At 58.1% G+C, this 23584-nt stretch carries 21 protein-coding genes; 18 read left to right on the top strand and 3 right to left on the bottom strand.

All coding sequences use genetic code 11. From position 1 onward, the window contains the following. Both yidC and mnmE read left to right on the top strand, forming a co-directional pair. Positions 1–1683 (top strand): membrane protein insertase YidC, encoded by a 1683-nt coding sequence (gene yidC, locus ATH90_RS28740; protein ID WP_034110493.1) that lies wholly within the window; start codon positions 1–3, stop codon positions 1681–1683. 79 nt (positions 1684–1762) lie between these two features. After that, positions 1763–3133 carry a tRNA uridine-5-carboxymethylaminomethyl(34) synthesis GTPase MnmE gene (gene mnmE, locus ATH90_RS28735; protein WP_098467625.1) on the top strand — a complete coding sequence of 457 codons (1371 nt, stop codon included), beginning with the start codon at positions 1763–1765 and terminating at the stop codon, positions 3131–3133. A gap of 84 nt (positions 3134–3217) precedes the next feature. Here mnmE and ATH90_RS28730 read toward each other — a convergent pair whose 3' ends face one another. The 3 genes from ATH90_RS28730 to ATH90_RS28720 all read right to left on the bottom strand — a co-directional run bounded on the left by ATH90_RS28730 (position 3218) and on the right by ATH90_RS28720 (position 7199). Continuing rightward, positions 3218–5656, bottom strand: coding sequence for a TonB-dependent siderophore receptor (locus ATH90_RS28730; RefSeq protein WP_098467624.1), 2439 nt, complete (start codon positions 5654–5656; stop codon positions 3218–3220). A gap of 92 nt (positions 5657–5748) precedes the next feature. Beyond that, positions 5749–6693: a FecR domain-containing protein gene (locus ATH90_RS28725; RefSeq protein WP_034110487.1), complete on the bottom strand. Its 945-nt coding sequence runs from the start codon at positions 6691–6693 to the stop codon at positions 5749–5751. Then, positions 6693–7199, bottom strand: a complete 507-nt coding sequence (locus ATH90_RS28720; protein ID WP_098467623.1) for a sigma-70 family RNA polymerase sigma factor — start codon at positions 7197–7199, stop codon at positions 6693–6695. Before ATH90_RS28720 ends, ATH90_RS28725 begins: the two co-directional genes overlap by 1 nt. A 566-nt stretch (positions 7200–7765) precedes the next feature. Here ATH90_RS28720 and mnmG point away from each other — a divergent pair. The 16 genes from mnmG to glmS all read left to right on the top strand — a co-directional run bounded on the left by mnmG (position 7766) and on the right by glmS (position 23579). Then, on the top strand, positions 7766–9658 hold the full coding sequence (gene mnmG, locus ATH90_RS28715) for a tRNA uridine-5-carboxymethylaminomethyl(34) synthesis enzyme MnmG (protein ID WP_025854394.1): 1893 nt from the start codon (positions 7766–7768) through the stop codon (positions 9656–9658). Next, positions 9655–10299 carry a 16S rRNA (guanine(527)-N(7))-methyltransferase RsmG gene (rsmG, locus tag ATH90_RS28710; RefSeq protein WP_034110484.1) on the top strand — a complete coding sequence of 215 codons (645 nt, stop codon included), beginning with the start codon at positions 9655–9657 and terminating at the stop codon, positions 10297–10299. Before mnmG ends, rsmG begins: the two co-directional genes overlap by 4 nt. Before the next feature lie 18 nt (positions 10300–10317). Further along, positions 10318–11115, top strand: a complete 798-nt coding sequence (locus ATH90_RS28705; protein ID WP_010207696.1) for a ParA family protein — start codon at positions 10318–10320, stop codon at positions 11113–11115. Positions 11116–11124: 9 nt separating this feature from the next. Then, complete coding sequence (locus ATH90_RS28700) at positions 11125–11997, top strand: ParB/RepB/Spo0J family partition protein (protein WP_038845392.1); 873 nt, start codon at positions 11125–11127, stop codon at positions 11995–11997. Positions 11998–12145: 148 nt separating this feature from the next. Next, positions 12146–12553, top strand: coding sequence for a F0F1 ATP synthase subunit I (locus ATH90_RS28695; protein ID WP_010565865.1), 408 nt, complete (start codon positions 12146–12148; stop codon positions 12551–12553). A gap of 16 nt (positions 12554–12569) precedes the next feature. Then, on the top strand, positions 12570–13439 hold the full coding sequence (gene atpB / locus ATH90_RS28690) for a F0F1 ATP synthase subunit A (protein ID WP_098467622.1): 870 nt from the start codon (positions 12570–12572) through the stop codon (positions 13437–13439). 133 nt (positions 13440–13572) lie between these two features. Continuing rightward, entirely contained in the window at positions 13573–13830 is a 258-nt protein-coding gene (gene atpE / locus ATH90_RS28685; RefSeq protein WP_002555987.1) for a F0F1 ATP synthase subunit C, read from the top strand. Between the two features lie 58 nt (positions 13831–13888). Continuing rightward, positions 13889–14359, top strand: a complete 471-nt coding sequence (locus ATH90_RS28680) for a F0F1 ATP synthase subunit B (RefSeq protein WP_015886647.1) — start codon at positions 13889–13891, stop codon at positions 14357–14359. A 12-nt stretch (positions 14360–14371) separates the two neighbouring features. Further along, positions 14372–14908, top strand: a complete 537-nt coding sequence (locus ATH90_RS28675; RefSeq protein WP_015886646.1) for a F0F1 ATP synthase subunit delta — start codon at positions 14372–14374, stop codon at positions 14906–14908. 21 nt (positions 14909–14929) lie between these two features. Next, the gene (atpA, locus tag ATH90_RS28670; RefSeq protein WP_003177064.1) at positions 14930–16474 is read left to right on the top strand and encodes a F0F1 ATP synthase subunit alpha; all 1545 of its coding nucleotides are present in this window, start codon (positions 14930–14932) and stop codon (positions 16472–16474) included. Between the two features lie 50 nt (positions 16475–16524). Beyond that, on the top strand, positions 16525–17385 hold the full coding sequence (gene atpG, locus ATH90_RS28665; protein ID WP_010565870.1) for a F0F1 ATP synthase subunit gamma: 861 nt from the start codon (positions 16525–16527) through the stop codon (positions 17383–17385). Between the two features lie 27 nt (positions 17386–17412). Beyond that, complete coding sequence (gene atpD / locus ATH90_RS28660) at positions 17413–18789, top strand: F0F1 ATP synthase subunit beta (protein ID WP_015886645.1); 1377 nt, start codon at positions 17413–17415, stop codon at positions 18787–18789. Positions 18790–18833: 44 nt separating this feature from the next. Further along, on the top strand, positions 18834–19250 hold the full coding sequence (locus ATH90_RS28655) for a F0F1 ATP synthase subunit epsilon (RefSeq protein WP_015886644.1): 417 nt from the start codon (positions 18834–18836) through the stop codon (positions 19248–19250). Positions 19251–19373: 123 nt separating this feature from the next. Further along, on the top strand, positions 19374–20741 hold the full coding sequence (glmU, locus tag ATH90_RS28650; protein WP_098467621.1) for a bifunctional UDP-N-acetylglucosamine diphosphorylase/glucosamine-1-phosphate N-acetyltransferase GlmU: 1368 nt from the start codon (positions 19374–19376) through the stop codon (positions 20739–20741). Positions 20742–20968: 227 nt separating this feature from the next. Beyond that, positions 20969–21736, top strand: coding sequence for a DeoR/GlpR family DNA-binding transcription regulator (locus ATH90_RS28645; RefSeq protein ID WP_098467620.1), 768 nt, complete (start codon positions 20969–20971; stop codon positions 21734–21736). 10 nt (positions 21737–21746) lie between these two features. After that, positions 21747–23579 (top strand): glutamine--fructose-6-phosphate transaminase (isomerizing), encoded by a 1833-nt coding sequence (gene glmS / locus ATH90_RS28640; protein WP_034110478.1) that lies wholly within the window; start codon positions 21747–21749, stop codon positions 23577–23579. Positions 23580–23584: the final 5 nt, after the last annotated feature.

Genomic DNA, 23584 nt, shown 5'->3' with positions numbered 1-23584 from the left:
ATGGATATTAAACGCACGATCCTGATCGTCGCCCTGGCAATCGTGTCCTACGTCATGGTTCTTAAGTGGAACCAGGACTACGGCCAGGCTGCCCTGCCGACTCAGAATGTTGCTACCAACCAGGCTGCGCCGGCAATTCCGGACACCCCGCTGGGTAACAATGCGTCCGCGAGTGCCGATGTTCCCAGCGCGAATGGCGAGACAAGCGCCCCTCTAGAAACGCCCGTGGTCACCAATAAAGACCTCATCCATGTGAAAACGGATGTGCTCGACTTGGCTATCGACCCACAGGGTGGTGATATCGCGCAGTTGAAACTGCCGCTGTATCCACGTCGCCAGGACCATCCGGATGTTCCGTTCCAACTGTTCGATAACGGTGGTGAACGTACATATCTGGCACAAAGCGGCCTGACCGGCACCAACGGTCCGGATGCACGTGCTACCGGTCGTCCGGTTTATTCGACCGAACAAAAGACTTATCAACTGGCTGATGGCCAGAACCAGTTGAACGTCGACCTGAAATTCAGCCTCGACGGCGTCAACTACATCAAGCGTTTCAGCTTCACCCGTGGTCTGTACGACTTGAAGGTCACTTACCTGATCGACAACGAAAGCGACAAGCCATGGAGCGGCAACCTGTTTGCCCAGCTCAAGCGTGACGCCAGCTCCGATCCTTCTTCCAGCACTGCCACCGGCACCGCGACTTACCTGGGTGCTGCGCTGTGGACAAGTAACGAGCCGTACAAGAAAGTGTCGATGAAAGATATCGACAAGGGCTCGCTGAAAGAGACCGTCCAAGGTGGATGGGTCGCTTGGCTGCAACACTACTTCGTGACCGCCTGGATCCCGAACAAAGGTGAAGCGAACCTGGTCCAGACCCGCAAGGACAGTCAGGGCAACTACATCATTGGCTTTACTGGCCCGGCGTTGACCGTCGCTCCAGGTGCCAAGGCTGAAACCAGCGCTACCCTGTACGCCGGCCCGAAAAGCCAGGCGGTGCTCAAAGAGTTGTCCCCAGGTCTGGAATTGACGGTGGACTACGGCTTCCTGTGGTTCATTGCCCAGCCGATTTTCTGGTTGCTGCAACATATCCACAGCATCGTGGGTAACTGGGGCTTCTCGATCATCTTCCTGACCATGCTGATCAAAGGGATCTTCTTCCCATTGTCGGCAGCCAGCTACAAGTCGATGGCGCGCATGCGTGCCGTGGCACCAAAACTGGCAGCGCTGAAAGAACAACATGGCGATGACCGGCAGAAAATGTCGCAGGCCATGATGGAGCTGTACAAGAAAGAGAAGATCAACCCGCTGGGTGGATGCTTGCCGATTCTGGTGCAGATGCCGGTGTTCCTGTCGCTGTACTGGGTACTCCTGGAAAGCGTGGAAATGCGCCAGGCACCGTTCATGCTGTGGATAACTGACCTGTCGATCAAAGACCCGTTCTTTATCCTGCCGATCATCATGGGCGCGACCATGTTCATCCAGCAGCGCCTGAACCCGACTCCGCCGGATCCGATGCAGGCCAAGGTAATGAAAATGATGCCAATCATCTTCACCTTCTTCTTCCTGTGGTTCCCAGCGGGCCTGGTGCTGTACTGGGTGGTCAACAACGTGTTGTCGATCTCTCAACAGTGGTACATCACACGTAAAATCGAAGCGGCTACCGCAAAAGCCGCGGCGTAATTTACTCTGTGGATAACCACTCAAGACGCCCCCTAGTGGGGCGTTTTGCTTTCCGTCACTTTTGTTCTGGAATCTGCTGATGAGCGCTCCTCGTGAAACCATCGCTGCCGTCGCTACCGCTCAGGGTCGCGGCGGTGTCGGTATCGTTAGAATTTCCGGGCCGCTCGCAAGCGTTGCAGCCAAGGCCATTAGCGGCCGCGAGTTGAAGCCGCGTTATGCCCATTACGGCGCGTTCCTGGATGCAGATGACAGCGTTCTGGATGAGGGTTTGGCTCTTTATTTCCCAGGGCCAAACTCATTCACCGGGGAAGATGTGCTGGAATTGCAGGGCCATGGCGGCCCGGTTGTGCTGGATATGCTGCTGCAACGTTGCCTGCAGCTGGGCTGCCGCTTGGCCAGGCCGGGGGAATTCAGCGAACGTGCGTTTCTCAATGACAAGCTCGACCTGGCCCAGGCCGAAGCCATCGCCGACTTGATCGAGGCCAGTTCGGCACAGGCAGCACGCAATGCACTGCGCTCACTGCAGGGCGCGTTCTCGCTGCGTGTGCATAACTTGACCGAGCAGTTGATCAGCCTGCGCATTTATGTGGAGGCGGCGATTGATTTTCCCGAGGAAGAAATCGACTTTCTCGCCGATGGCCATGTCCTGGCGATGCTCGACAACGTTCGCGATGAGTTATCCACAGTCCTGCGCGAGGCCGGGCAGGGAGCACTGCTACGTGACGGCATGACAGTGGTGATCGCTGGGCGGCCTAACGCAGGCAAATCCAGCCTGCTCAATGCACTGGCGGGGCGTGAGGCCGCTATCGTCACCGAGATTGCCGGCACCACCCGGGATATCCTGCGTGAACATATCCACATCGACGGCATGCCACTGCACGTGGTCGACACCGCCGGCTTGCGCGATACCGATGACCAGGTGGAAAAGATCGGTGTGGAACGCGCGCTCAAGGCCATTGGCGAAGCCGACAGGGTGCTGCTGGTGGTAGATGCTACGGCGCCCGAGGCGGTGGATCCTTTTGCATTGTGGCCGGAATTCCTCGAGCAACGTCCGGACCCGGCCAAAGTCACCTTGATTCGCAACAAAGCCGACCTGACAGGCGAAGCCATTGCGATTGAAACCAGCGCCGATGGCCATGTCACCATCAGCCTCAGCGCCAAGGCGGCAGGTGAAGGCCTGGAATTGCTGCGCGAGCACCTCAAGGCCTGTATGGGCTACGAACAGACCTCGGAAAGCAGCTTCAGTGCGCGCCGCAGGCACCTGGAGGCGTTGCGCCATGCCAGCGCGGCGTTGGAGCACGGTCGGGCCCAGCTGACCCTGGCGGGGGCAGGGGAGCTGCTGGCAGAGGATCTGCGCCAGGCACAGCAGCTGTTGGGAGAAATCACCGGTGCGTTTAGCTCCGATGATTTGTTGGGGCGGATCTTTTCCAGCTTTTGCATCGGCAAATAGCCAAGTTATCCACACTCCCTGTGGGCACTGGCGTGCGAGCGATATCGGCCTGAAGAACACGTAGACACTTCAGGCCGATTTCCATCACCAGTTGTACGAAACGGTCCCGAGTAGCGTACGGCTGTCGCCCCAATAGCAGCGGCCCGCATCGTTGCACCCGGATACATATTCCTTGTCGAACAGGTTCTTGGCGTTCACGTCCACAGACCAGTGTTTGTCGATCTGATAACCAACGGCTGCGTCCACCAGGGTGACGCTCCCTGCGTCCAGCTTCCCGTAAAGCGTTGGCGCCGTGTAAGAGAACGTGCTGTCGAAATACCGCACGCCGCCGCCCAGGGAGAAGCCCTTGAGCTGACCGTCAAGGAAACGGTATTTGCCCCACACTGAAGCCTGGTTGCGAGGAACGCCCGTCATTTGGTGCCCCTCGACCAGCGATGTAGCCGAGTCCTTGGTAATCCGAGCGTCAGTGTAGGTGTAGGCCGCCGTCACATTCAGGTTGGGTGTGATGTTGCTGTTCACCTCGACTTCCACCCCTTTGGCGCGGCTTTCGCCTACCTGTCGGTAGCTGTTGGTAGTGGCGTCCAGGTAGGTGTCGTCTTCCTTGCGCAAGTCATACACCGACAGGGTCATCGCCGTATCCCAGCCGATCGGTTCGTATTTCACACCCACTTCGTACTGGCTGCTGGTGATCGGCTTCAACGGTGATCCGGCGTTGGAGATCTGCTGCACAGGCACGAATGCGGTGGAGTAGCTGACATACGGCGTCACGCCATTGTCGAACTGGTACATCACCCCGCCCTGGTAGGTGAACTTGCGGTCTTGCGAGCCGGTGTTGCTGGCCTTGTTGACCTTGTCGCGGAAATCACTGTCGACCCAGTCCTGGCGACCGCCCAGCAGGAACAACCAGTGGTCGTACTTGCTCTGCACCTGTGCATAAACGCCCTTCATTTGCTGCTCGAGCAAGGTGTTTTGCACGGCCACCGGGGTTAATGGATCGCGCAGGTACACGGGGTTATACACATTGATGGTGCCGGCAAAGCCTGCGTTCCAATCCTGGCTGAAAGAGGTGCGGTCGTAACTGGCACCCAACAGCACGGTATTTTCCAGGCCACCGACCTCGAATTTGCCTTCCAACTGGTTATCCAGGGAATAGACCATCGACTTGTTGTAGCGGTCGTAGGCGGTCATGTTCAGTTGAGTACCGAAACCGCGGTTGTTCAACGTGCTGGGCCAGGTCTCATGCCGGTTGATGCGCGACTGCATATAGCGCGAGTTCTGACGGAACTGCCAATCATCGTTGAAGCTGTGGCTGAATTCGTAGCCGGTGCTCCAGGCTTCACGTTCGAACGTATTCCAATCCGGGTCGCCGAGCATGATGTGCTTGGACAGCTTGCCATTGGGATTTGTAAGCAAGGTGCCTGCGGCCGGTAGGCCAAGTTCGAGGTTGGTGTGGTCCTTCTGGTAATTGGCCAACAGCGTGAGGGTGTTGTAATCGTCGAAATTCAGGGTCAGCGAGGGGGCGATGTACAGGCGATCATCGGGCACATGGTCAGTCTGCGTGTCGGACTTACGCCCGAGCATCACAACGCGACCAAGAATGTTGTCGCTGTCGTTGAGCGGCCCCGAGATATCCACACCCAATTGGCGGCGATTATTAGAGCCATAACCCAGCTGGACTTCACCTTGCGGCGTCGCAGTAGGGTGTTTGCTCACCAGGTTCACCAAACCGCCAGGCGCGTTTTCGCCGTAGAGCAGGGAAGAGGGGCCACGGAAGATTTCGACCCGTTCCAGGCCATAGGGCTCACTGGTGGTGTCGTACCGATTGCCTTGCACGCGCAGGCCGTCTCGCAGCAGACCGTAGCCGTAATCCGTGGCATTGAAACCGCGAATGAAGAATAAATCCCCCGCCAGACCATCGCCGGCAGCAAAAGGTGGCGCGAAGATACCTGGCACGTAGCCCAATACTTCAGTCAGGGTCTGCGACTTCTGGTCCTTGATGCGCTGGCCGGTCACGACCGATACCGAACGGGGTGTTTCCGACAAAGGCGTGCTGGTCTTGGTACCAATACGGCTATTTTGCGCCTTGTAGCCCACATCTCCGGCAATCTCTTGATTGAAACCCGCCTGTTGATAAGTGCTGACGGTGGTAGGTGCGAGCGTGAGTTGATCTGCGGGAATAGGCTGCAGGACATAACTGCCGGGCGCCTGGGTGACGGCTTGCAACCCCGAGTTCTGCAACAACAGGGCAAAGCCTTGCTCCACCGAATAGTCACCTTCCAGCCCAGGTGTGTTCAAACGCGCGGTTTGCTGGGGGGAGAACGATAAGATCACATTCGCCCTGGCGGCAAACTGGCTCAAGGCATTGTCCAGGGGGCCCGCGGCGATAATGTAATGCTGCACTGCGCTGGCAGCCATGGCGTCAGCAGAGAGCAAAACACCAGCAGTGGCTGCCGTGCCGAGCAGAAGGCTGCAGGTCATGCCGTGGTAGGAAAGTCGCTGGCGAAGCTTGGTAGGAAGGCGCATAGGTGGATAAGCCCTGAAGGTGGCGTCGTGATTACCTGTAGGGCCGTGCCAGGTAAAAAAAAGATAACCCCTTGTGCGAATATTTTTTGCGATCAGCCGATTCGTTTCACCGAAACCCAATAGCGAGTGAAGTACTTCACCTGGATCGGCAGGGTTGCTTGCAGGTTGGCCAGTACCGCGTCGGTAGAATCCAGGCGGAAGGTCCCGGAAACACGTAGACGTGCCGAAGCCAAGTCGCATTGCAGGACACCCGGACGGTAGCGGGCGAGCTCTTCGATCACATCTGCGAGGCGAGCGTCCAAGACGATCAGTTGGCCATCAACCCAGGCCGCCTGTGACCCGCTATACACACGGTCTAGCCCCACGTTTTGGCGGTCAAAGTCAACGCTTTCCCCGGCAGCCAGCAATCGTGCGTGTTCAGGTTGGTCCCCTGGCGACACGCTTACCCGATCCTCCAGGACGCCGACACGCGTGGCGTCTGGCAACTGGCGCACAGTGAACGTGGTGCCCAACGCTTGGACCCGGCCTTGGCGGGTCTCGACATAAAACGGTGTCTGCCCACCCAATTTCCCAGTGTGGATAAGTACTTCACCTTCGCGCAGGCGAACCAAACGCTGGCGCCCGTCGAACACCACGTCAATCGCTGTGCTGGTATTGAGATCGATCCGCGTGCCATCGGCCAATTCGATGCGCCGGCGCTCCCCCACGGACGTACGGTAGTCAGCCCACACATTACCCAGGGGCGTGTGCTGCTGGACATTCCAGCCGAGGTACCCAGTACCGCCGAGCACCAGCATCCACTTCAGTACCTGGCGACGTTGCTGGGTGGTCGACAATGCGCGGCGGGTGAAGTCCTGCGGCAGCGCGCCGAGGCTGCGCTGCAGTTGTTCCATCTGGTTCCACGCGGCCTGATGGGACGGATCGCCGTTGAGCCATTGTTGCCAGGCCAGGCGTTCGGCAGCGGTCGGCGCCTGGGATTGAAACTGTACATACCAAGTGGCAGCGGCCTCGAAGGTCTTGCGATCGGGGTTCGCCATTACAGGCTGGCCATGATCAGCGAGCATTCAGTCAGTGCACGGATCATGTGCTTCTTCACCGTGGTCAGTGACACCTGCAGTTCATCCGCGATCTGTTGATAAGTCAGGCCTTCGATCTGCGACAGCATGAAGATCCGCCGAGCTCGCTCGCCAAGCCCGGCCAAGGCTTTATCCACGGCCACCAGTGCCTCGATGATGATGGCTTTGTCTTCTTCACTGATGGCTGTGGCGTCAGGCCGCTCGGCCAAGGTTTGCTTGTAGGCCTGCTCGATGGCATGCCGACGGTAACGATCAATCACCAGGCCCCTGGCGATGGTCGCCAGGTAGTCACGTGGTTCAAGGATCTGCGCCGCATGTCGCCCGCCCAAGATACGCACGAACGTATCGTGCGCCACGTCGGCCGCATCGCAGGCGTTATGCAACTTGCCTTTGAGCCACCCGTGCAACCAGGAATGGTGCTGCTCGTAAATGTTCTGGACCGCAGCCGTGTGTGAAGAAGGGGACATAGGGCATGACAAGGTAGGTTAATGATAATCGCTATTATTAACTGCCCCGCTGTTTTCTCACAATAGATCTCTTTTTTGGCGGCGCTTACTACCGGGTGGGCGGATTCGGATGGCTTCGTCGTGGAAGAAATACACAAGGGGTGCTGATTTATGTGGATTAAGCCCTGTGAATAACCACCTCTGTGCCCAGTTGATAACAGGCCCTAAAACCTGAGCAAAAACCCCTCTGTGGATAACCATCGCTTTAATCCACAGGCTTAAAGCACTTATCCAAGGGCCTCATTGGCACATGACCACAGACTTTTGAATCGCTGTACACAAAGTAAATAAAGGCCTGTAGAGATCTATCCACAGAAAGGTTGCTCAGTATAAATAAACATAAAAACAAAGATTTAATAAATTTCTCTCTTTTAATTTCTATTGTCTGTGATTCATCCACAGCTGGTTAAATTTTGTGCAAAGGGTTCTTTAGGGAGGGCTAAGTCCCTATACTTGCCGCCAAAGCTCTAAAACCAGCTCAACCAATCAATTCCTAATTACCTACATAAGCAGGCACGAGGTGCGTGGTGGATTTCCCTTCCCGTTTTGAAGTGATCGTCATCGGCGGCGGTCATGCCGGTACCGAGGCAGCACTGGCGTCAGCACGCATGGGCGTAAAAACCCTGTTGTTGACGCATAACGTGGAAACCCTTGGTGCAATGAGTTGCAACCCTGCCATCGGTGGGATCGGCAAAAGCCATTTGGTCAAGGAAATCGACGCCCTTGGCGGCGTTATGGCCATGGCTACCGACAAAGGTGGCATCCAATTTCGCGTGCTCAACAGCCGTAAAGGCCCTGCCGTGCGTGCGACTCGGGCACAAGCCGATCGCATCCTGTACAAGGCGGCGGTCCGCGAAACCCTGGAGAACCAGCCGAACCTGTGGATATTTCAACAGGCAGCGGATGACCTGATCGTCGAGCAGGACCAGGTACGCGGTGTTGTCACGCAAATGGGCCTGCGGTTCTTCGCAGAGTCCGTGGTGTTGACTACGGGTACGTTCCTGGGCGGACTTATCCACATCGGTATGCAGAATTACTCCGGTGGCCGCGCCGGTGACCCACCGTCGATTGCCCTGGCAAAGCGTTTGCGTGAACTGCCGCTGCGTGTCGGCCGCCTCAAAACCGGGACCCCGCCGCGTATCGATGGGCGTTCCGTGGATTTCTCGGTGATGACCGAACAAGCCGGCGACACCCCGATCCCGGTCATGTCGTTCATGGGCTCCAAGGAGCAGCACCCGAAACAGGTCAGTTGCTGGATTACCCATACCAATGCGCGCACCCACGAAATCATTGCCGCGAACCTCGACCGTTCGCCGATGTATTCCGGGGTAATCGAAGGCATCGGCCCGCGTTATTGCCCGTCGATCGAAGACAAGATCCACCGCTTTGCCGACAAGGAAAGCCACCAGGTCTTCATCGAGCCCGAAGGCTTGACCACTCACGAGTTGTACCCGAACGGGATTTCCACTTCCTTGCCGTTCGACGTGCAAATCCAGATCGTGCAATCGATTCGCGGCATGGAAAACGCGCACATCGTGCGTCCGGGATACGCCATCGAGTACGACTACTTCGACCCGCGTGACCTGAAGTACAGCCTGGAAACCAAAGTGATCGGCGGCCTGTTCTTTGCTGGGCAAATCAACGGCACTACCGGTTACGAAGAAGCCGGCGCCCAAGGTTTGCTCGCGGGCACAAACGCCGCGCTGCGTGCTCAGGGCAAAGACAGCTGGTGCCCACGTCGCGATGAAGCGTACATCGGTGTATTGGTCGACGACCTGATTACCCTGGGCACCCAGGAACCGTACCGGATGTTCACTTCCCGCGCGGAATATCGCCTGATCCTGCGGGAAGACAACGCCGACCTGCGCCTGACCGAGAAGGGTCGCGAACTGGGTCTGGTTGATGACGCGCGCTGGGCAGCGTTCTGCAAAAAACGCGAAAGTATTGCGTTGGAAGAGCAGCGCCTGAAAAGCACCTGGGTTCGTCCGGGCACTGAGCAAGGTGATGCGATTGCGGAAAAATTCGGCACGCCACTGACTCATGAGTACAACTTGCTCAACCTGCTTTCCCGTCCGGAAATCGACTACGCTGGTCTGGTCGAAGTGACTGGCCAGGGTGCAGAAGACCCACAAGTCGCCGAGCAGGTCGAGATCAAGACCAAATACGCCGGTTACATTGACCGTCAGCAGGACGAGATCGCTCGCCTGCGCGCCAGTGAAGACACCAAGCTGCCTGTGGATATCGACTACACCGGGATTTCCGGTTTGTCGAAAGAAATCCAGAGCAAGCTGGGGATAACTCGGCCGGAAACCCTGGGCCAGGCGTCACGTATCCCGGGCGTCACCCCAGCAGCGATTTCGCTGTTGATGATCCATTTGAAAAAACGCGGCGCGGGCCGTCAGTTGGAGCAAAGCGCTTGAGTTCGTTGGTCACCTCGCAACACGCCGAAGAGTTATCCACAGGTGCACGCCAGTTGGGCGTCGACCTGAGCCCGGCCCAGCACGAATTGCTGTTGGGCTACCTGGCCCTGTTGATCAAATGGAACAAGGCTTACAACCTGACTGCAGTGCGCGATCCCGACGAAATGGTGTCGCGCCATTTGCTCGATAGCTTGAGCGTCATGCCGTTTATCGAAAACGGTCGTTGGCTCGACGTCGGCAGTGGCGGCGGCATGCCCGGCATCCCGCTGGCAATCCTGTTTCCCGAGTCGCACGTGACCTGCCTGGACAGCAACGGCAAGAAGACCCGCTTCCTGACGCAGGTCAAACTCGAACTCAAGCTGGATAACCTGAAAGTTATCCACAGTCGCGTCGAAGCGTTCACGCCTGAACAGCCTTTCAACGGAATTGTTTCCCGGGCGTTCAGCAGCATGGAGAACTTCAGCAACTGGACTCGCCACCTGGGCGACCGCGACACCCGCTGGCTGGCAATGAAGGGCGTCCATCCAAGCGACGAGCTGTTAGCATTGCCGGCAGACTTCCACCTCGATAGCGAACACGCCTTGGCCGTACCCGGTTGCCAAGGCCAACGCCATCTGCTGATACTGCGCCGCACGGCATGATTGGGAACACAAGCAAGAATGGCTAAGGTATTCGCGATAGCGAACCAGAAAGGTGGCGTGGGCAAAACCACCACCTGCATCAACCTCGCAGCTTCCCTGGTCGCTACCAAGCGTCGGGTGCTGCTGATCGATCTCGATCCACAGGGCAACGCCACCATGGGAAGCGGTGTGGATAAACATGGCCTGGAAAACTCGGTCTACGACTTGCTGATCGGCGAGTGCGACCTGGCCCAGGCCATGCACTACTCTGAGCACGGCGGTTACCAACTGCTGCCGGCTAACCGCGATTTGACCGCGGCCGAGGTGGTGCTGCTGGAAATGCAGATGAAAGAAAGCCGTCTGCGCAGCGCCCTGGCACCGATTCGCGAGAACTACGACTACATCCTGATCGACTGCCCGCCGTCACTGTCGATGCTGACATTGAACGCGCTGGTGGCCGCCGATGGGGTGATTATCCCCATGCAGTGCGAGTACTACGCACTGGAAGGCTTGAGCGACCTTGTGGATAACATCAAGCGTATCGCCGAGTTGCTCAACCCGAACCTGCAGATCGAAGGCCTGCTGCGGACCATGTTCGATCCGCGCCTGAGCCTGATGAACGATGTGTCGGCGCAGCTCAAGGAACATTTCGGCGATCAGCTGTACGACACGGTGATCCCGCGCAACATTCGCTTGGCCGAAGCCCCGAGCTACGGCATGCCGGCGCTCGCGTACGACAAACAATCCCGTGGTGCCATTGCCTACCTGGCGCTGGCCGGCGAGATGGTTCGTCGCCAGCGCCGCAATTCACGTACCGCTGCAGCCCAGCCAACTTAAGGAATCCCCATGGCCGTCAAGAAACGAGGTCTAGGACGTGGACTGGATGCACTGTTGAGTGGTCCGACCGTCACATCGCTTGAAGAACAAGCGGTGCAGGCCGACGAGCGCGAGCTGCAACACCTGCCCCTGGACTTGATCCAGCGCGGTAAATACCAGCCACGTCGGGACATGGACCCCCAGGCCCTGGAAGAACTGGCCAATTCGATCAAGGCCCAGGGCGTGATGCAGCCGATCGTGGTGCGCCCCATTGGTGGTGGCCGTTTTGAAATCATCGCCGGCGAACGCCGCTGGCGCGCGAGTCAGCAGGCCGGCAAGGAAACCATTCCGGCGATGGTGCGCGATGTCCCGGATGAAACCGCCATCGCCATGGCGTTGATCGAGAATATCCAGCGCGAAGACCTCAACCCGATCGAAGAAGCGATCGCCTTGCAGCGTTTGCAGCAGGAGTTCCAGCTGACCCAGCAGCAAGTGGCCGAGGCGGTGGGTAAATCCCGCGTGACCGTGTCCAACTTGCTGCGCCTGATCGCGCTGCCGGAAGTCATCAAGACCATGTTGTCCCATGGCGACCTGGAAATGGGCCACGCGCGTGCATTGCTCGGTTTGCCGGAAAATCAACAGGTTGAAGGGGCGCGACACGTTGTCGCACGGGGGCTCACCGTTCGTCAGACCGAGGCGCTGGTTCGCCAGTGGCTCAGCGGCAAACCTGCACCGGTCGAAACGACCAAACCTGATCCGGATATCGCGCGTCTTGAGCAGCGCTTGGCCGAGCGCCTGGGCTCTGCGGTGCAAATTCGCCACGGCAAGAAGGGCAAAGGGCAATTGGTCATCGGATATAACTCCCTTGACGAGCTCCAGGGCGTCCTTGCCCACATCCGCTGAAACATTTGCTTATGTAGCGCGTGATCGGAAATCACTACCCGGCAGTTGAATAGGGGCTGAACCGCCCCTATACTCTGCGCGCATTTTGTCGGCACAAATTATGCCAAGTTATTGATTTCCGGCAGCCGACCATTGAGGAGCAAGAGTGATGGAAACCCGCACGCCAAACACGTTGCCGTTCCATCGCTTGGCTGTTTTTCCGGTTTTATTGGCTCAATTTGTCATTTTGCTGATCGCCGCATTGGCGCTTTGGTACTGGCATGGAGTCGTAGCCGGATATTCAGGACTTTGCGGAGGCCTGATAGCCTTGCTGCCCAATATGTATTTTGCTCACAGGGCCTTTCGGTTTTCCGGCGCCCGAGCAGCCCAGGCTATCGTCCGGTCCTTTTATGCCGGCGAGGCAGGGAAACTGATTTTGACGGCAGTGCTGTTTGCACTGACCTTTGCAGGTGTGAAGCCATTGGCGCCGCTGGCTGTATTCGGCGTCTTCGTGTTGACCCAACTGGTCAGCTGGTTCGCTCCCCTGCTAATGAAAACAAGACTTTCGAAACCTTAGGGCGTTTGAGGCAACCATGGCAGAAACAACCGCTTCGGGCTATATCCAGCACCACTTGCAGAACCTGACCTTCGGTCAGCTTCCTAATGGCGGCTGGGGCTTTGCCCACACCGCAGCAGAGGCCAAAGAAATGGGCTTCTGGGCTTTCCACCTGGATACTCTGGGCTGGTCGGTCGCATTGGGTCTGATCTTCGTCCTGATTTTCCGCATGGCGGCAAAGAAGGCAACGTCCGGTCAGCCAGGTGCTTTGCAGAACTTCGTTGAAGTCCTGGTCGAATTCGTCGATGGCAGCGTGAAAGACAGCTTCCATGGCCGTAGCCCGGTGATTGCACCGCTGGCACTGACCATCTTCGTCTGGGTGTTCCTGATGAACGCCATCGACCTGATCCCGGTCGACTGGATTCCTCAGCTGGCCATCCTGATCACGGGCGATGCGCACATTCCATTCCGTGCAGTATCGACTACTGACCCTAACGCCACCCTGGGCATGGCCTTGTCGGTGTTCGCGTTGATCATTTTCTACAGCATCAAGGTCAAGGGCATCGGCGGTTTCATCGGCGAACTGACCCTGCACCCGTTCGGCAGCAAGAACATCTTCGTTCAAGCCCTGCTGATCCCGGTGAACTTCCTGCTGGAGTTCGTGACCCTGGTCGCCAAGCCGATTTCCCTGGCCCTGCGACTGTTCGGCAACATGTATGCCGGCGAGCTGGTGTTCATTCTGATCGCTGTGATGTTCGGCAGCGGTCTGCTCTGGCTTAGCGGCCTGGGCGTGGTTCTGCAGTGGGCGTGGGCTGTGTTCCACATCCTGATCATCACCCTGCAGGCCTTCATCTTCATGATGCTGACCATCGTCTACCTGTCGATGGCGCACGAAGAGAACCATTAAGACCAGTCTCGACTAGTCTGATGTCCTTCCCGGTAAAACGGGAAGGTGGCCCACCAGGGCTATGAAACGATTTGTTTTACCGCTTTAAAATCTAAAAAACCTAAACCATACGACGTAAAAGTCGGGAGGAAAGATGGAAACTGTAGTTGGTCTAACCGCTATCGCTGTTGCACTGTTGATCGGCCTGGGCGCCCTGGGTACTGCCATTGGTTTCGGCCTGCTGGGCGGCAAATTCCTGGAAGGCGCAGCGCGTCAGCCAGAAATGGTTCCAATGCTGCAAGTTAAAATGTTCATCGTCGCCGGCCTGCTCGACGCCGTGACCATGATCGGCGTTGGTATCGCTCTGTTCTTCACCTTCGCGAACCCCTTCGTTGGTCAACTCGCTGGCTAATCACTCGAATTTTTCGAGTTGATTGGAGTGATGGACAACGAATGAGCGAGGTGTTGGCGTGAACATTAATGCAACCCTGATTGGCCAATCCGTTGCGTTCTTCATTTTTGTAGTGTTTTGCATGAAGTTCGTGTGGCCTCCGGTCATCGCGGCTTTGCACGAACGTCAGAAGAAGATCGCTGATGGCTTGGACGCTGCCAGCCGTGCAGCTCGCGACCTGGAGTTGGCCCAAGAGAAAGTGGGTCATCAACTGCGCGATGCTAAAGCACAGGCAGCTGAAATCATTGAGCAAGCCAAGAAACGCGGTAACCAGATCGTCGAAGAGGCTGTTGAAAAAGCCCGCGTCGAAGCTGACCGTGTGAAGGCTTCGGCTCATGCCGAGATCGAACAGGAACTGAACGGCGTCAAAGACGCGCTGCGTGCCCAACTGGGTGCTCTGGCGGTCGGCGGTGCTGAGAAGATCCTCGGTGCCACAATCGATCAAAACGCGCACGCGGAGCTGGTTAACAAACTGGCTGCTGAAATTTAAGCGAGGGCGATCATGGCAGAACTGACCACGTTGGCCCGACCTTACGCTAAGGCAGCCTTCGAGCACGCCCAGGCCCACCAGCAGCTGGCCTCTTGGTCAGCCATGCTCGGCCTGGCTGCAGCAGTGTCGCAAGACGACACCATGCAGCGCGTGCTCAAGGCCCCGCGCCTGACGAGCGCAGACAAGGCCGCCACTTTTATTGAAGTGTGCGGCGACAAGTTTGATGTGAAAGTGCAGAACTTCATCCACGTCGTTGCCGAAAACGACCGTCTCCCGCTTTTGCCGGAGATCGCCGCTCTGTTCGACCTGTACAAGGCCGAAGCAGAGAAATCGGTAGACGTTGAAGTGACCAGTGCTTTTGCATTGAACCAAGAACAGCAAGACAAACTCGCCAAGGTTCTCAGTGCACGACTCAATCGGGAAGTGCGCCTGCAAGCTTCGGAGGACGCATCCCTGATTGGTGGTGTTGTTATCCGTGCCGGCGACCTGGTTATCGATGGCTCGATTCGCGGCAAAATCGCGAAACTTGCCGAAGCATTGAAATCTTGAGTTTGAAGGGGCAGCAGAGCAATGCAGCAACTCAATCCTTCCGAAATAAGTGAAATTATCAAGGGCCGCATCGACAAGCTCGATGTGACCTCCCAAGCCCGTAACGAAGGCACTGTCGTCAGCGTATCTGACGGCATCGTGCGGATTCACGGTCTGGCCGACGTTATGTACGGCGAGATGATCGAGTTTCCGGGCGGCGTCTACGGTATGGCCCTCAACCTGGAGCAAGACTCCGTAGGTGCCGTTGTATTGGGCGCTTACACCAGTCTGGCTGAAGGCATGAGCGCCAAGTGCACAGGCCGCATCCTGGAAGTTCCGGTTGGTAAGGAACTGCTGGGTCGCGTAGTCGACGCACTGGGTAACCCTGTTGACGGTAAAGGTCCACTGGGCAACACCGAGACCGACGCGGTCGAGAAAGTTGCTCCAGGCGTGATCTGGCGTAAGTCGGTAGACCAGCCTGTACAGACTGGCTACAAGGCTGTCGATGCCATGATCCCTGTCGGCCGTGGCCAGCGTGAGCTGATCATCGGTGACCGTCAGATCGGTAAAACCGCTCTGGCGATCGACGCGATCATCAACCAGAAGAACAGCGGCATTTTCTGCGTCTACGTAGCGATCGGTCAGAAGCAATCGACCATCGCCAACGTGGTTCGCAAGCTGGAAGAAAACGGCGCCCTGGCCAACACGATCATCGTGGCTGCCAGTGCTTCGGAATCTCCTGCGCTGCAATTCCTGGCACCGTACTCCGGTTGCACCATGGGTGAATTCTTCCGCGACCGCGGTGAAGACGCACTGATCGTTTATGACGATCTGTCCAAGCAAGCAGTGGCTTACCGCCAGATTTCCCTGCTGCTGCGCCGTCCACCAGGCCGTGAAGCCTACCCAGGCGACGTGTTCTATCTCCACTCCCGTCTGCTGGAGCGCGCATCCCGCGTTTCCGAAGAGTACGTAGAGAAGTTCACCAACGGCGCAGTGACCGGCAAAACCGGTTCCCTGACCGCACTGCCGATCATCGAAACCCAGGCTGGCGACGTTTCCGCGTTCGTTCCGACCAACGTGATTTCCATCACCGACGGTCAGATCTTCCTGGAATCGGCCATGTTCAACTCGGGCATCCGCCCTGCAGTGAACGCCGGTGTTTCGGTATCCCGTGTGGGTGGTGCCGCTCAGACCAAGATCATCAAGAAGCTCTCCGGTGGTATCCGTACCGCTCTGGCTCAGTACCGTGAACTGGCGGCATTCGCCCAGTTTGCTTCTGACCTGGACGAAGCGACCCGTAAGCAACTTGAGCATGGTCAGCGCGTTACCGAGCTGATGAAGCAGAAGCAATACGCCCCGATGTCGATCGCTGACATGGCGTTGTCGCTGTATGCCGCTGAGCGTGGGTTCCTGACCGACGTTGAAATCGCCAAGGTCGGCAGCTTTGAACAAGCGCTGATTGCTTACTTCAACCGCGATCACGCCGAATTGATGGCGAAGATCAACGTGAAGGGTGACTTCAATGACGATATCGACGCTGGCATGAAAGCCGGTATCGAGAAGTTCAAGGCCACCCAAACCTGGTAAGCCGCAGCGGGAGCCGCAAGGCTCCCGCTTGCTAACCTGATAGGTGTTACATGGCAGGCGCAAAAGAGATTCGCAGTAAGATTGCGAGCATCAAAAGCACGCAAAAAATTACCAGCGCCATGGAAAAAGTGGCGGTCAGCAAAATGCGCAAGGCACAAATGCGCATGGCTGCTAGCCGTCCTTATGCGGAGCGTATCCGCCAGGTAATTGGGCATCTGGCCAACGCCAACCCGGAATACCGCCACCCGTTCATGATCGACCGCGAAGTTAAGCGCGTCGGTTATGTGGTTGTGAGCAGTGACCGTGGTTTGTGCGGTGGTTTGAATACCAACCTGTTCAAGGCCCTGGTCAAGGACATGGCGGTAAACCGCGAAAACGGCGTCGAGATCGATCTGTGTGTTGTTGGTAGCAAGGGTGCGGCCTTTTTCCGCAACTTCGGCGGTAACGTCGTTGCAGCTATCAGCCACCTGGGTGAAGAGCCGTCGATCAATGATTTGATCGGCAGTGTGAAGGTGATGCTGGATGCGTACCTGGAAGGCCGGATTGACCGCCTGTCCGTGGTATCCAACAAGTTCATCAACACCATGACCCAGCAGCCAACCGTGGAGCAATTGATTCCACTGGTGGCGACTCCGGATCAGGAACTCAAGCACCACTGGGACTACCTCTACGAACCAGACGCCAAAGAGCTGCTTGACGGCTTGATGGTGCGCTACGTGGAGTCGCAGGTGTACCAGGCGGTGGTCGAGAACAACGCAGCTGAACAAGCGGCGCGGATGATCGCGATGAAAAACGCTACCGATAACGCCGGTGATCTGATCAGCGATTTGCAGCTGATCTACAACAAGGCGCGTCAGGCTGCGATCACCCAAGAGATCTCGGAAATCGTCGGCGGCGCTGCCGCGGTTTAACGGTTCAAATATTCAGAGGATCCAGCTATGAGTAGCGGACGTATCGTTCAAATCATCGGCGCCGTTATCGACGTGGAATTTCCACGCGACAGCGTACCGAGCATCTACAACGCGCTGAAAGTACAAGGCGCGGAAACTACTCTGGAAGTTCAGCAGCAGCTGGGCGACGGCGTAGTTCGTACCATTGCGATGGGTTCTACCGAAGGCTTGAAGCGCGGTCTGGACGTTGTCGACACTGGCGCTGCCATCTCCGTACCGGTCGGTAAAGCGACCCTGGGCCGGATCATGGACGTACTGGGCAACCCGATTGACGAAGCTGGCCCGATCGACACCGAAGAGCGCTGGGGCATTCACCGTCCAGCACCTTCGTTCGCCGAACAAGCTGGCGGCAACGATCTGCTGGAAACCGGCATCAAGGTTATCGACCTGGTTTGCCCGTTTGCCAAAGGCGGTAAAGTTGGTCTGTTCGGTGGTGCCGGTGTAGGCAAGACCGTAAACATGATGGAACTGATCCGTAACATCGCCATCGAGCACAGCGGTTATTCCGTGTTCGCTGGTGTGGGTGAGCGTACTCGTGAGGGTAACGACTTCTACCACGAGATGAAGGACTCCAACGTTCTGGACAAAGTGGCACTGGTTTACGGTCAGATGAACGAGCCGCCGGGAAACCGTCTGCGCGTAGCACTGACTGGCCTGACCATGGCCGAGAAGTTCCGTGACGAAGGTAACGACGTTCTGCTGTTCGTCGACAACATCTACCGTTACACCCTGGCCGGTACTGAAGTATCCGCACTGCTGGGCCGTATGCCTTCGGCAGTAGGTTACCAGCCGACCCTGGCTGAAGAGATGGGCGTTCTGCAAGAACGTATCACTTCGACCAAGGAAGGTTCGATCACTTCCATCCAAGCGGTATACGTACCTGCGGATGACTTGACTGACCCGTCGCCAGCGACCACCTTCGCCCACTTGGACGCCACCGTCGTTCTGTCCCGTGACATCGCTTCCCTGGGTATCTACCCAGCGGTCGATCCACTCGACTCGACTTCGCGCCAGCTGGACCCGAACGTGATCGGCCAAGAGCACTACGACACCGCTCGCGGCGTTCAGTACGTGCTGCAGCGTTACAAAGAACTGAAGGACATCATTGCGATCCTGGGTATGGACGAGCTGTCGGAAACCGACAAGCAGTTGGTATCCCGCGCTCGTAAGATCCAGCGCTTCTTGTCGCAGCCGTTCTTCGTGGCTGAAGTCTTCACCGGTGCATCGGGTAAATACGTTTCCCTGAAAGACACCATTGCTGGCTTCAAAGGCATCCTCAACGGTGACTACGACCACCTGCCAGAACAAGCGTTCTACATGGTCGGCGGCATCGAAGAAGCGATCGAGAAAGCCAAGAAACTGTAATCCAAGCGCCCGGTAACGGGCGCTCATCAGGTTGAGGCAATCAGATGGCTATGACAGTCCATTGCGATATCGTCAGCGCGGAAGGGGAAATCTTCTCCGGTCTGGTAGAAATGGTGATTGCACACGGCGACCTGGGTGACCTGGGTATTGCCATGGGCCACGCGCCGTTGATCACCAGCTTGAAGCCAGGTCCGATCACGCTGACCAAGCAGGGCGGGGAAAAGGAGGTGTTTTACATCTCCGGTGGTTTTCTCGAGGTTCAGCCGAACATGGTCAAGGTACTTGCCGACACCGTGCAACGTGCTGGCGACCTGGATGAAGCCTCCGCTCAGGAAGCCGTCAAGGCTGCCGAGAAGGCCCTGAACGAAAAGGGTGCGGACTTCGACTACAGCGCTGCTGCTGTACGTCTGGCCGAGGCTGCAGCCCAGCTGCGCACGCTCCAGCAGATCCGCAAGAAGTAATCGGCCATGCCGTCATGCTTCATGCGCGATTGATTAAAAAGGGTAGCCTCGGCTACCCTTTTTCTTTTTTTGCAAAACACTTCTTTGGTCTGAAGCCGGACCGCCCAGGATTGGTAGCCATTCATGTCTCTTGAAATCGTCATTCTCGCCGCAGGCCAGGGCACCCGTATGCGTTCGGCCCTGCCCAAGGTGCTGCACCCGGTTGCCGGTAATTCCATGCTGGGTCATGTTATCCACAGCGCCAGGGAGTTGGACCCCCAACGCATTCACGTAGTGATCGGTCACGGTGCCGATGTGGTGCGTGAGCGCCTCGCCGCAGACGACTTGAATTTCGTTCTACAAGACAAGCAACTCGGTACCGGCCACGCCACCGCGCAGGCCGTGCCCTTCATCACGGCGGACACCGTGCTGATCCTGTATGGAGACGTGCCGCTGATCGAAGTCGAAACGCTGCAACGCCTGCTCAAGCATGTAGTCCCAGGCCAGATGGGCCTGTTGACCGTTGAGCTGGAAGACCCCACCGGCTACGGGCGCATCGTGCGCAACGCCGACGGCAAGGTCGCGGCCATCGTTGAGCACAAGGATGCCAGCGAAGTACAGCGCGCCATTACCGAAGGCAATACCGGCATTCTCGCAGTCCCTGCCAATAAGCTTGCGGACTGGATGAGCCGCCTGTCCAACAACAACGCCCAGGGCGAGTACTACCTCACCGACGTCATCGAGATGGCCGTGAGCGATGGCCTGCTGGTCGCAACCGAACAACCCCACGACCCCATGGAAGTGCAGGGCGCCAACGACCGCAAGCAACTGGCCGAGCTGGAGCGTCACTACCAACTGCGCGAAGGTCGTCGCCTGATGGCCCAGGGTGTGACCCTGCGTGACCCGGCGCGTTTCGATGTGCGCGGGGAAGTGACCGTCGGCCGCGACGTGCTGATCGATATCAACGTGATCCTCGAAGGCCGTGTGGTCATCGAAGACGACGTGGTGATTGGTCCCAACTGCGTGATCAAGGACAGCACCCTGCGCAAGGGCGTGGTGATCAAGGCCAACAGCCACATAGACGGTGCCGTGATGGGCGAGGGCAGCGACGCTGGCCCGTTTGCGCGGTTGCGTCCAGGTAGCGTGCTGGGTGCCAAGGCCCATGTGGGTAACTTTGTTGAACTGAAAAACGCCAAGTTGGATGCCGAAGCCAAAGTCGGTCACCTGACCTACCTGGGTGATGCTACCGTCGGCGCACGAACCAACATCGGCGCCGGCACCATCACGTGTAACTACGATGGCGCGAATAAACACCAGACCACCATTGGGGCGGATGTGTTTATCGGTTCCAATAATTCGCTGGTCGCCCCGGTGACCCTCGACGATGGCGCCAGCACCGCCGCCGGCTCAACCATCAACCAGGATGTGGATAAGTCTCAACTGGCCGTCGCCCGCGCCCGCCAACGCAACATCGACGGCTGGAAACGCCCGGTCAAAATCAAGAAGACCTGACTTATCCACATTCTCGCCAGCGATCAGTAATCCCCTGTGGGAGCGGGCTTGCTCGCGAATACGCAGTGCCAGTCACCGGAAGTGACGACTGGACCGTGCATTCGTAAGCAAGCCCGCTCCCACATTGGTGTGCGGGTAAATAAAAAATGTCCTCGCCCGCTTGACGATCTTTCGCTAATAGGTTTTGATTGCCTTCGTTATCTTTCGAAACGAAACTTATCATCACCATGTCGAAACGAAATACTCCCCAGCGGCGCCACAACATCCTGACCCTGCTCAACGAACAGGGCGAAGTCAGCGTGGACGAGTTGGCCAAGCGTTTCGAAACGTCGGAAGTCACCATCCGCAAGGACCTGGCCGCCCTGGAGAGCAACGGCCTGCTGCTGCGCCGCTACGGTGGCGCAATCACCATGCCTCAGGAGCTGGTGGGCGATGCCACTCAACCGGTGTCGGTCTACAAGCGTGCCATCGCGCGTGCTGCCGTCATGCGTCTGCGCGAACACGCGCGCATCATCATCGACAGTGGTAGCACCACCGCCGCGATGATCCCCGAGCTGGGCCACCAGCCCGGCCTGGTGGTGATGACCAATTCCCTGCACGTGGCCCGCGCCCTGAGCGAACTGGAACACGAGCCCGTGCTGTTGATGACCGGTGGCACCTGGGACCCGCATTCGGACTCGTTCCAAGGCCAGGTCGCCGAACAGGTCCTGCGTTCCTATGACTTCGACCAGTTGTTTATCGGTGCCGATGGTATCGACCTGGAACGTGGCACCACCACCTTCAATGAATTGCTGGGCCTGAGCCGCGTCATGGCCGAGGTCGCCCGTGAAGTGGTGGTGATGGTCGAATCCGACAAGATCGGCCGCAAGATTCCCAACCTGGAACTGCCCTGGAGCAGCGTCCATACCCTGATCACCGATGATCGCCTGCCGCTTGAGGCCCGCGACCAGATCCAAGCCCGCGGCATTACGCTGATATGCGCGGCAATCATCTAGGAGAAACACCATGTGTGGCATCGTAGGCGCAGTCGCTGAACGCAACATCACCCCCATCCTGCTCGAAGGCCTCAAGCGCCTGGAATACCGTGGCTATGACAGCGCCGGTGTGGCCGTCTTCACCAACGCCGGCAAGCTTGAGCGCATGCGCCGCCCGGGCAAGGTCAGCGAGCTGGAGCAAGCGCTGCTTGGCGAGCCACTGGTAGGTCGCCTGGGCATTGCCCACACCCGCTGGGCTACCCACGGTGCACCGTGCGAACGCAATGCCCACCCGCACTTCTCCGGTGACCTGGCCGTGGTCCACAACGGCATCATCGAAAACCACGAAGTGCTGCGCGAACAACTCAAGGGCCTGGGTTACGTATTCACCTCGGACACCGACACCGAAGTCATCGCCCACCTGCTCAACCACAAGCTCAAGGACCTGGGCGACCTGACCGTCGCCCTCAAGGCCACCGTCAAGGAACTGCATGGCGCCTATGGCCTTGCCGTGGTCAGCGCCAGCCAACCCGACCGCGTGGTTGCCGCGCGCAGTGGCAGCCCATTGGTGATCGGCCTGGGCCTGGGGGAAAACTTCCTGGCCTCCGACCAACTGGCCCTGCGCCAGGTCACCGACCGCTTCATGTACCTGGAAGAAGGCGATATTGCCGACATCCGCCGTGAAAGCGTGCAGATCTGGGACGTCAACGGTCAGTCCGTCGAGCGCGAAGCCGTGCAATACCGCGACGGTGCTGAGGCCGCCGACAAGGGCGAATACCGCCACTTCATGCTCAAGGAAATCCACGAGCAGCCCGCGGTGGTGCAACGCACCCTGGAAGGTCGCCTGAGCCAGAACCAGGTGCTGGTCAACGCCTTCGGCCCGCAAGCCGCCGAACTGTTCGCCAAAGTGCGCAATGTGCAGATCGTGGCCTGCGGCACCAGCTACCACGCCGGCATGGTTGCCCGTTACTGGCTGGAAGAACTGGCCGGCATCCCGTGCCAGGTGGAAGTCGCCAGTGAGTTCCGCTACCGCAAGGTGGTGGTGCAGCCCGACACCCTGTTCGTGACCATCTCCCAGTCCGGCGAAACCGCCGACACCCTGGCCGCCCTTCGCAATGCCAAGGAGCTGGGCTTCCTGGCCAGCCTGGCGATCTGCAACGTCAGCATCAGCTCGCTGGTGCGTGAATCCGACCTGACCCTGCTGACCCAGGCCGGTCGCGAAATCGGCGTGGCCTCCACCAAAGCCTTCACCACTCAGCTGGTAGGCCTGCTGTTGCTGACCCTGTCTCTGGGTCAAGTGCGCGGTACCTTGGCCGAAGGCGTCGAAGCCACTCTGGTCGAAGAACTGCGCCGCCTGCCAGCCCGACTGGGTGAAGCCCTGGCGATGGACAGCACCGTGGAAAAAGTCGCCGAACTGTTCGCCGACAAGAACCACACCTTGTTCCTCGGCCGTGGCGCGCAATACCCGGTGGCGATGGAAGGCTCGCTCAAGCTCAAGGAAATCTCGTACATCCACGCCGAAGCCTACCCGGCCGGCGAGCTCAAGCACGGCCCATTGGCCCTGGTGGATGACGACATGCCGGTGGTTACCGTGGCGCCGAACAACGAACTGCTGGAGAAGCTCAAGTCCAACCTGCAGGAAGTCCGTGCCCGTGGTGGCCAGTTGGTGGTGTTCGCTGATGAAAAAGCCGGCATGACCAACGGTGAAGGCACCCACGTCATCAACATGCCGCATATCAACGACACCCTGTCGCCGATCCTCTACACCATCCCGCTGCAGCTGCTGTCGTACTACGTCGCTGTGCTCAAAGGGACCGACGTGGACCAGCCGCGCAACCTGGCGAAGTCGGTGACCGTGGAGTAACCCGC

The sequence above is a fragment of the Pseudomonas lurida genome (genome assembly GCF_002563895.1).
Taxonomy (GTDB): domain Bacteria; phylum Pseudomonadota; class Gammaproteobacteria; order Pseudomonadales; family Pseudomonadaceae; genus Aquipseudomonas; species Aquipseudomonas lurida.
This window is presented reverse-complemented; position numbering and strand designations above follow the sequence as displayed.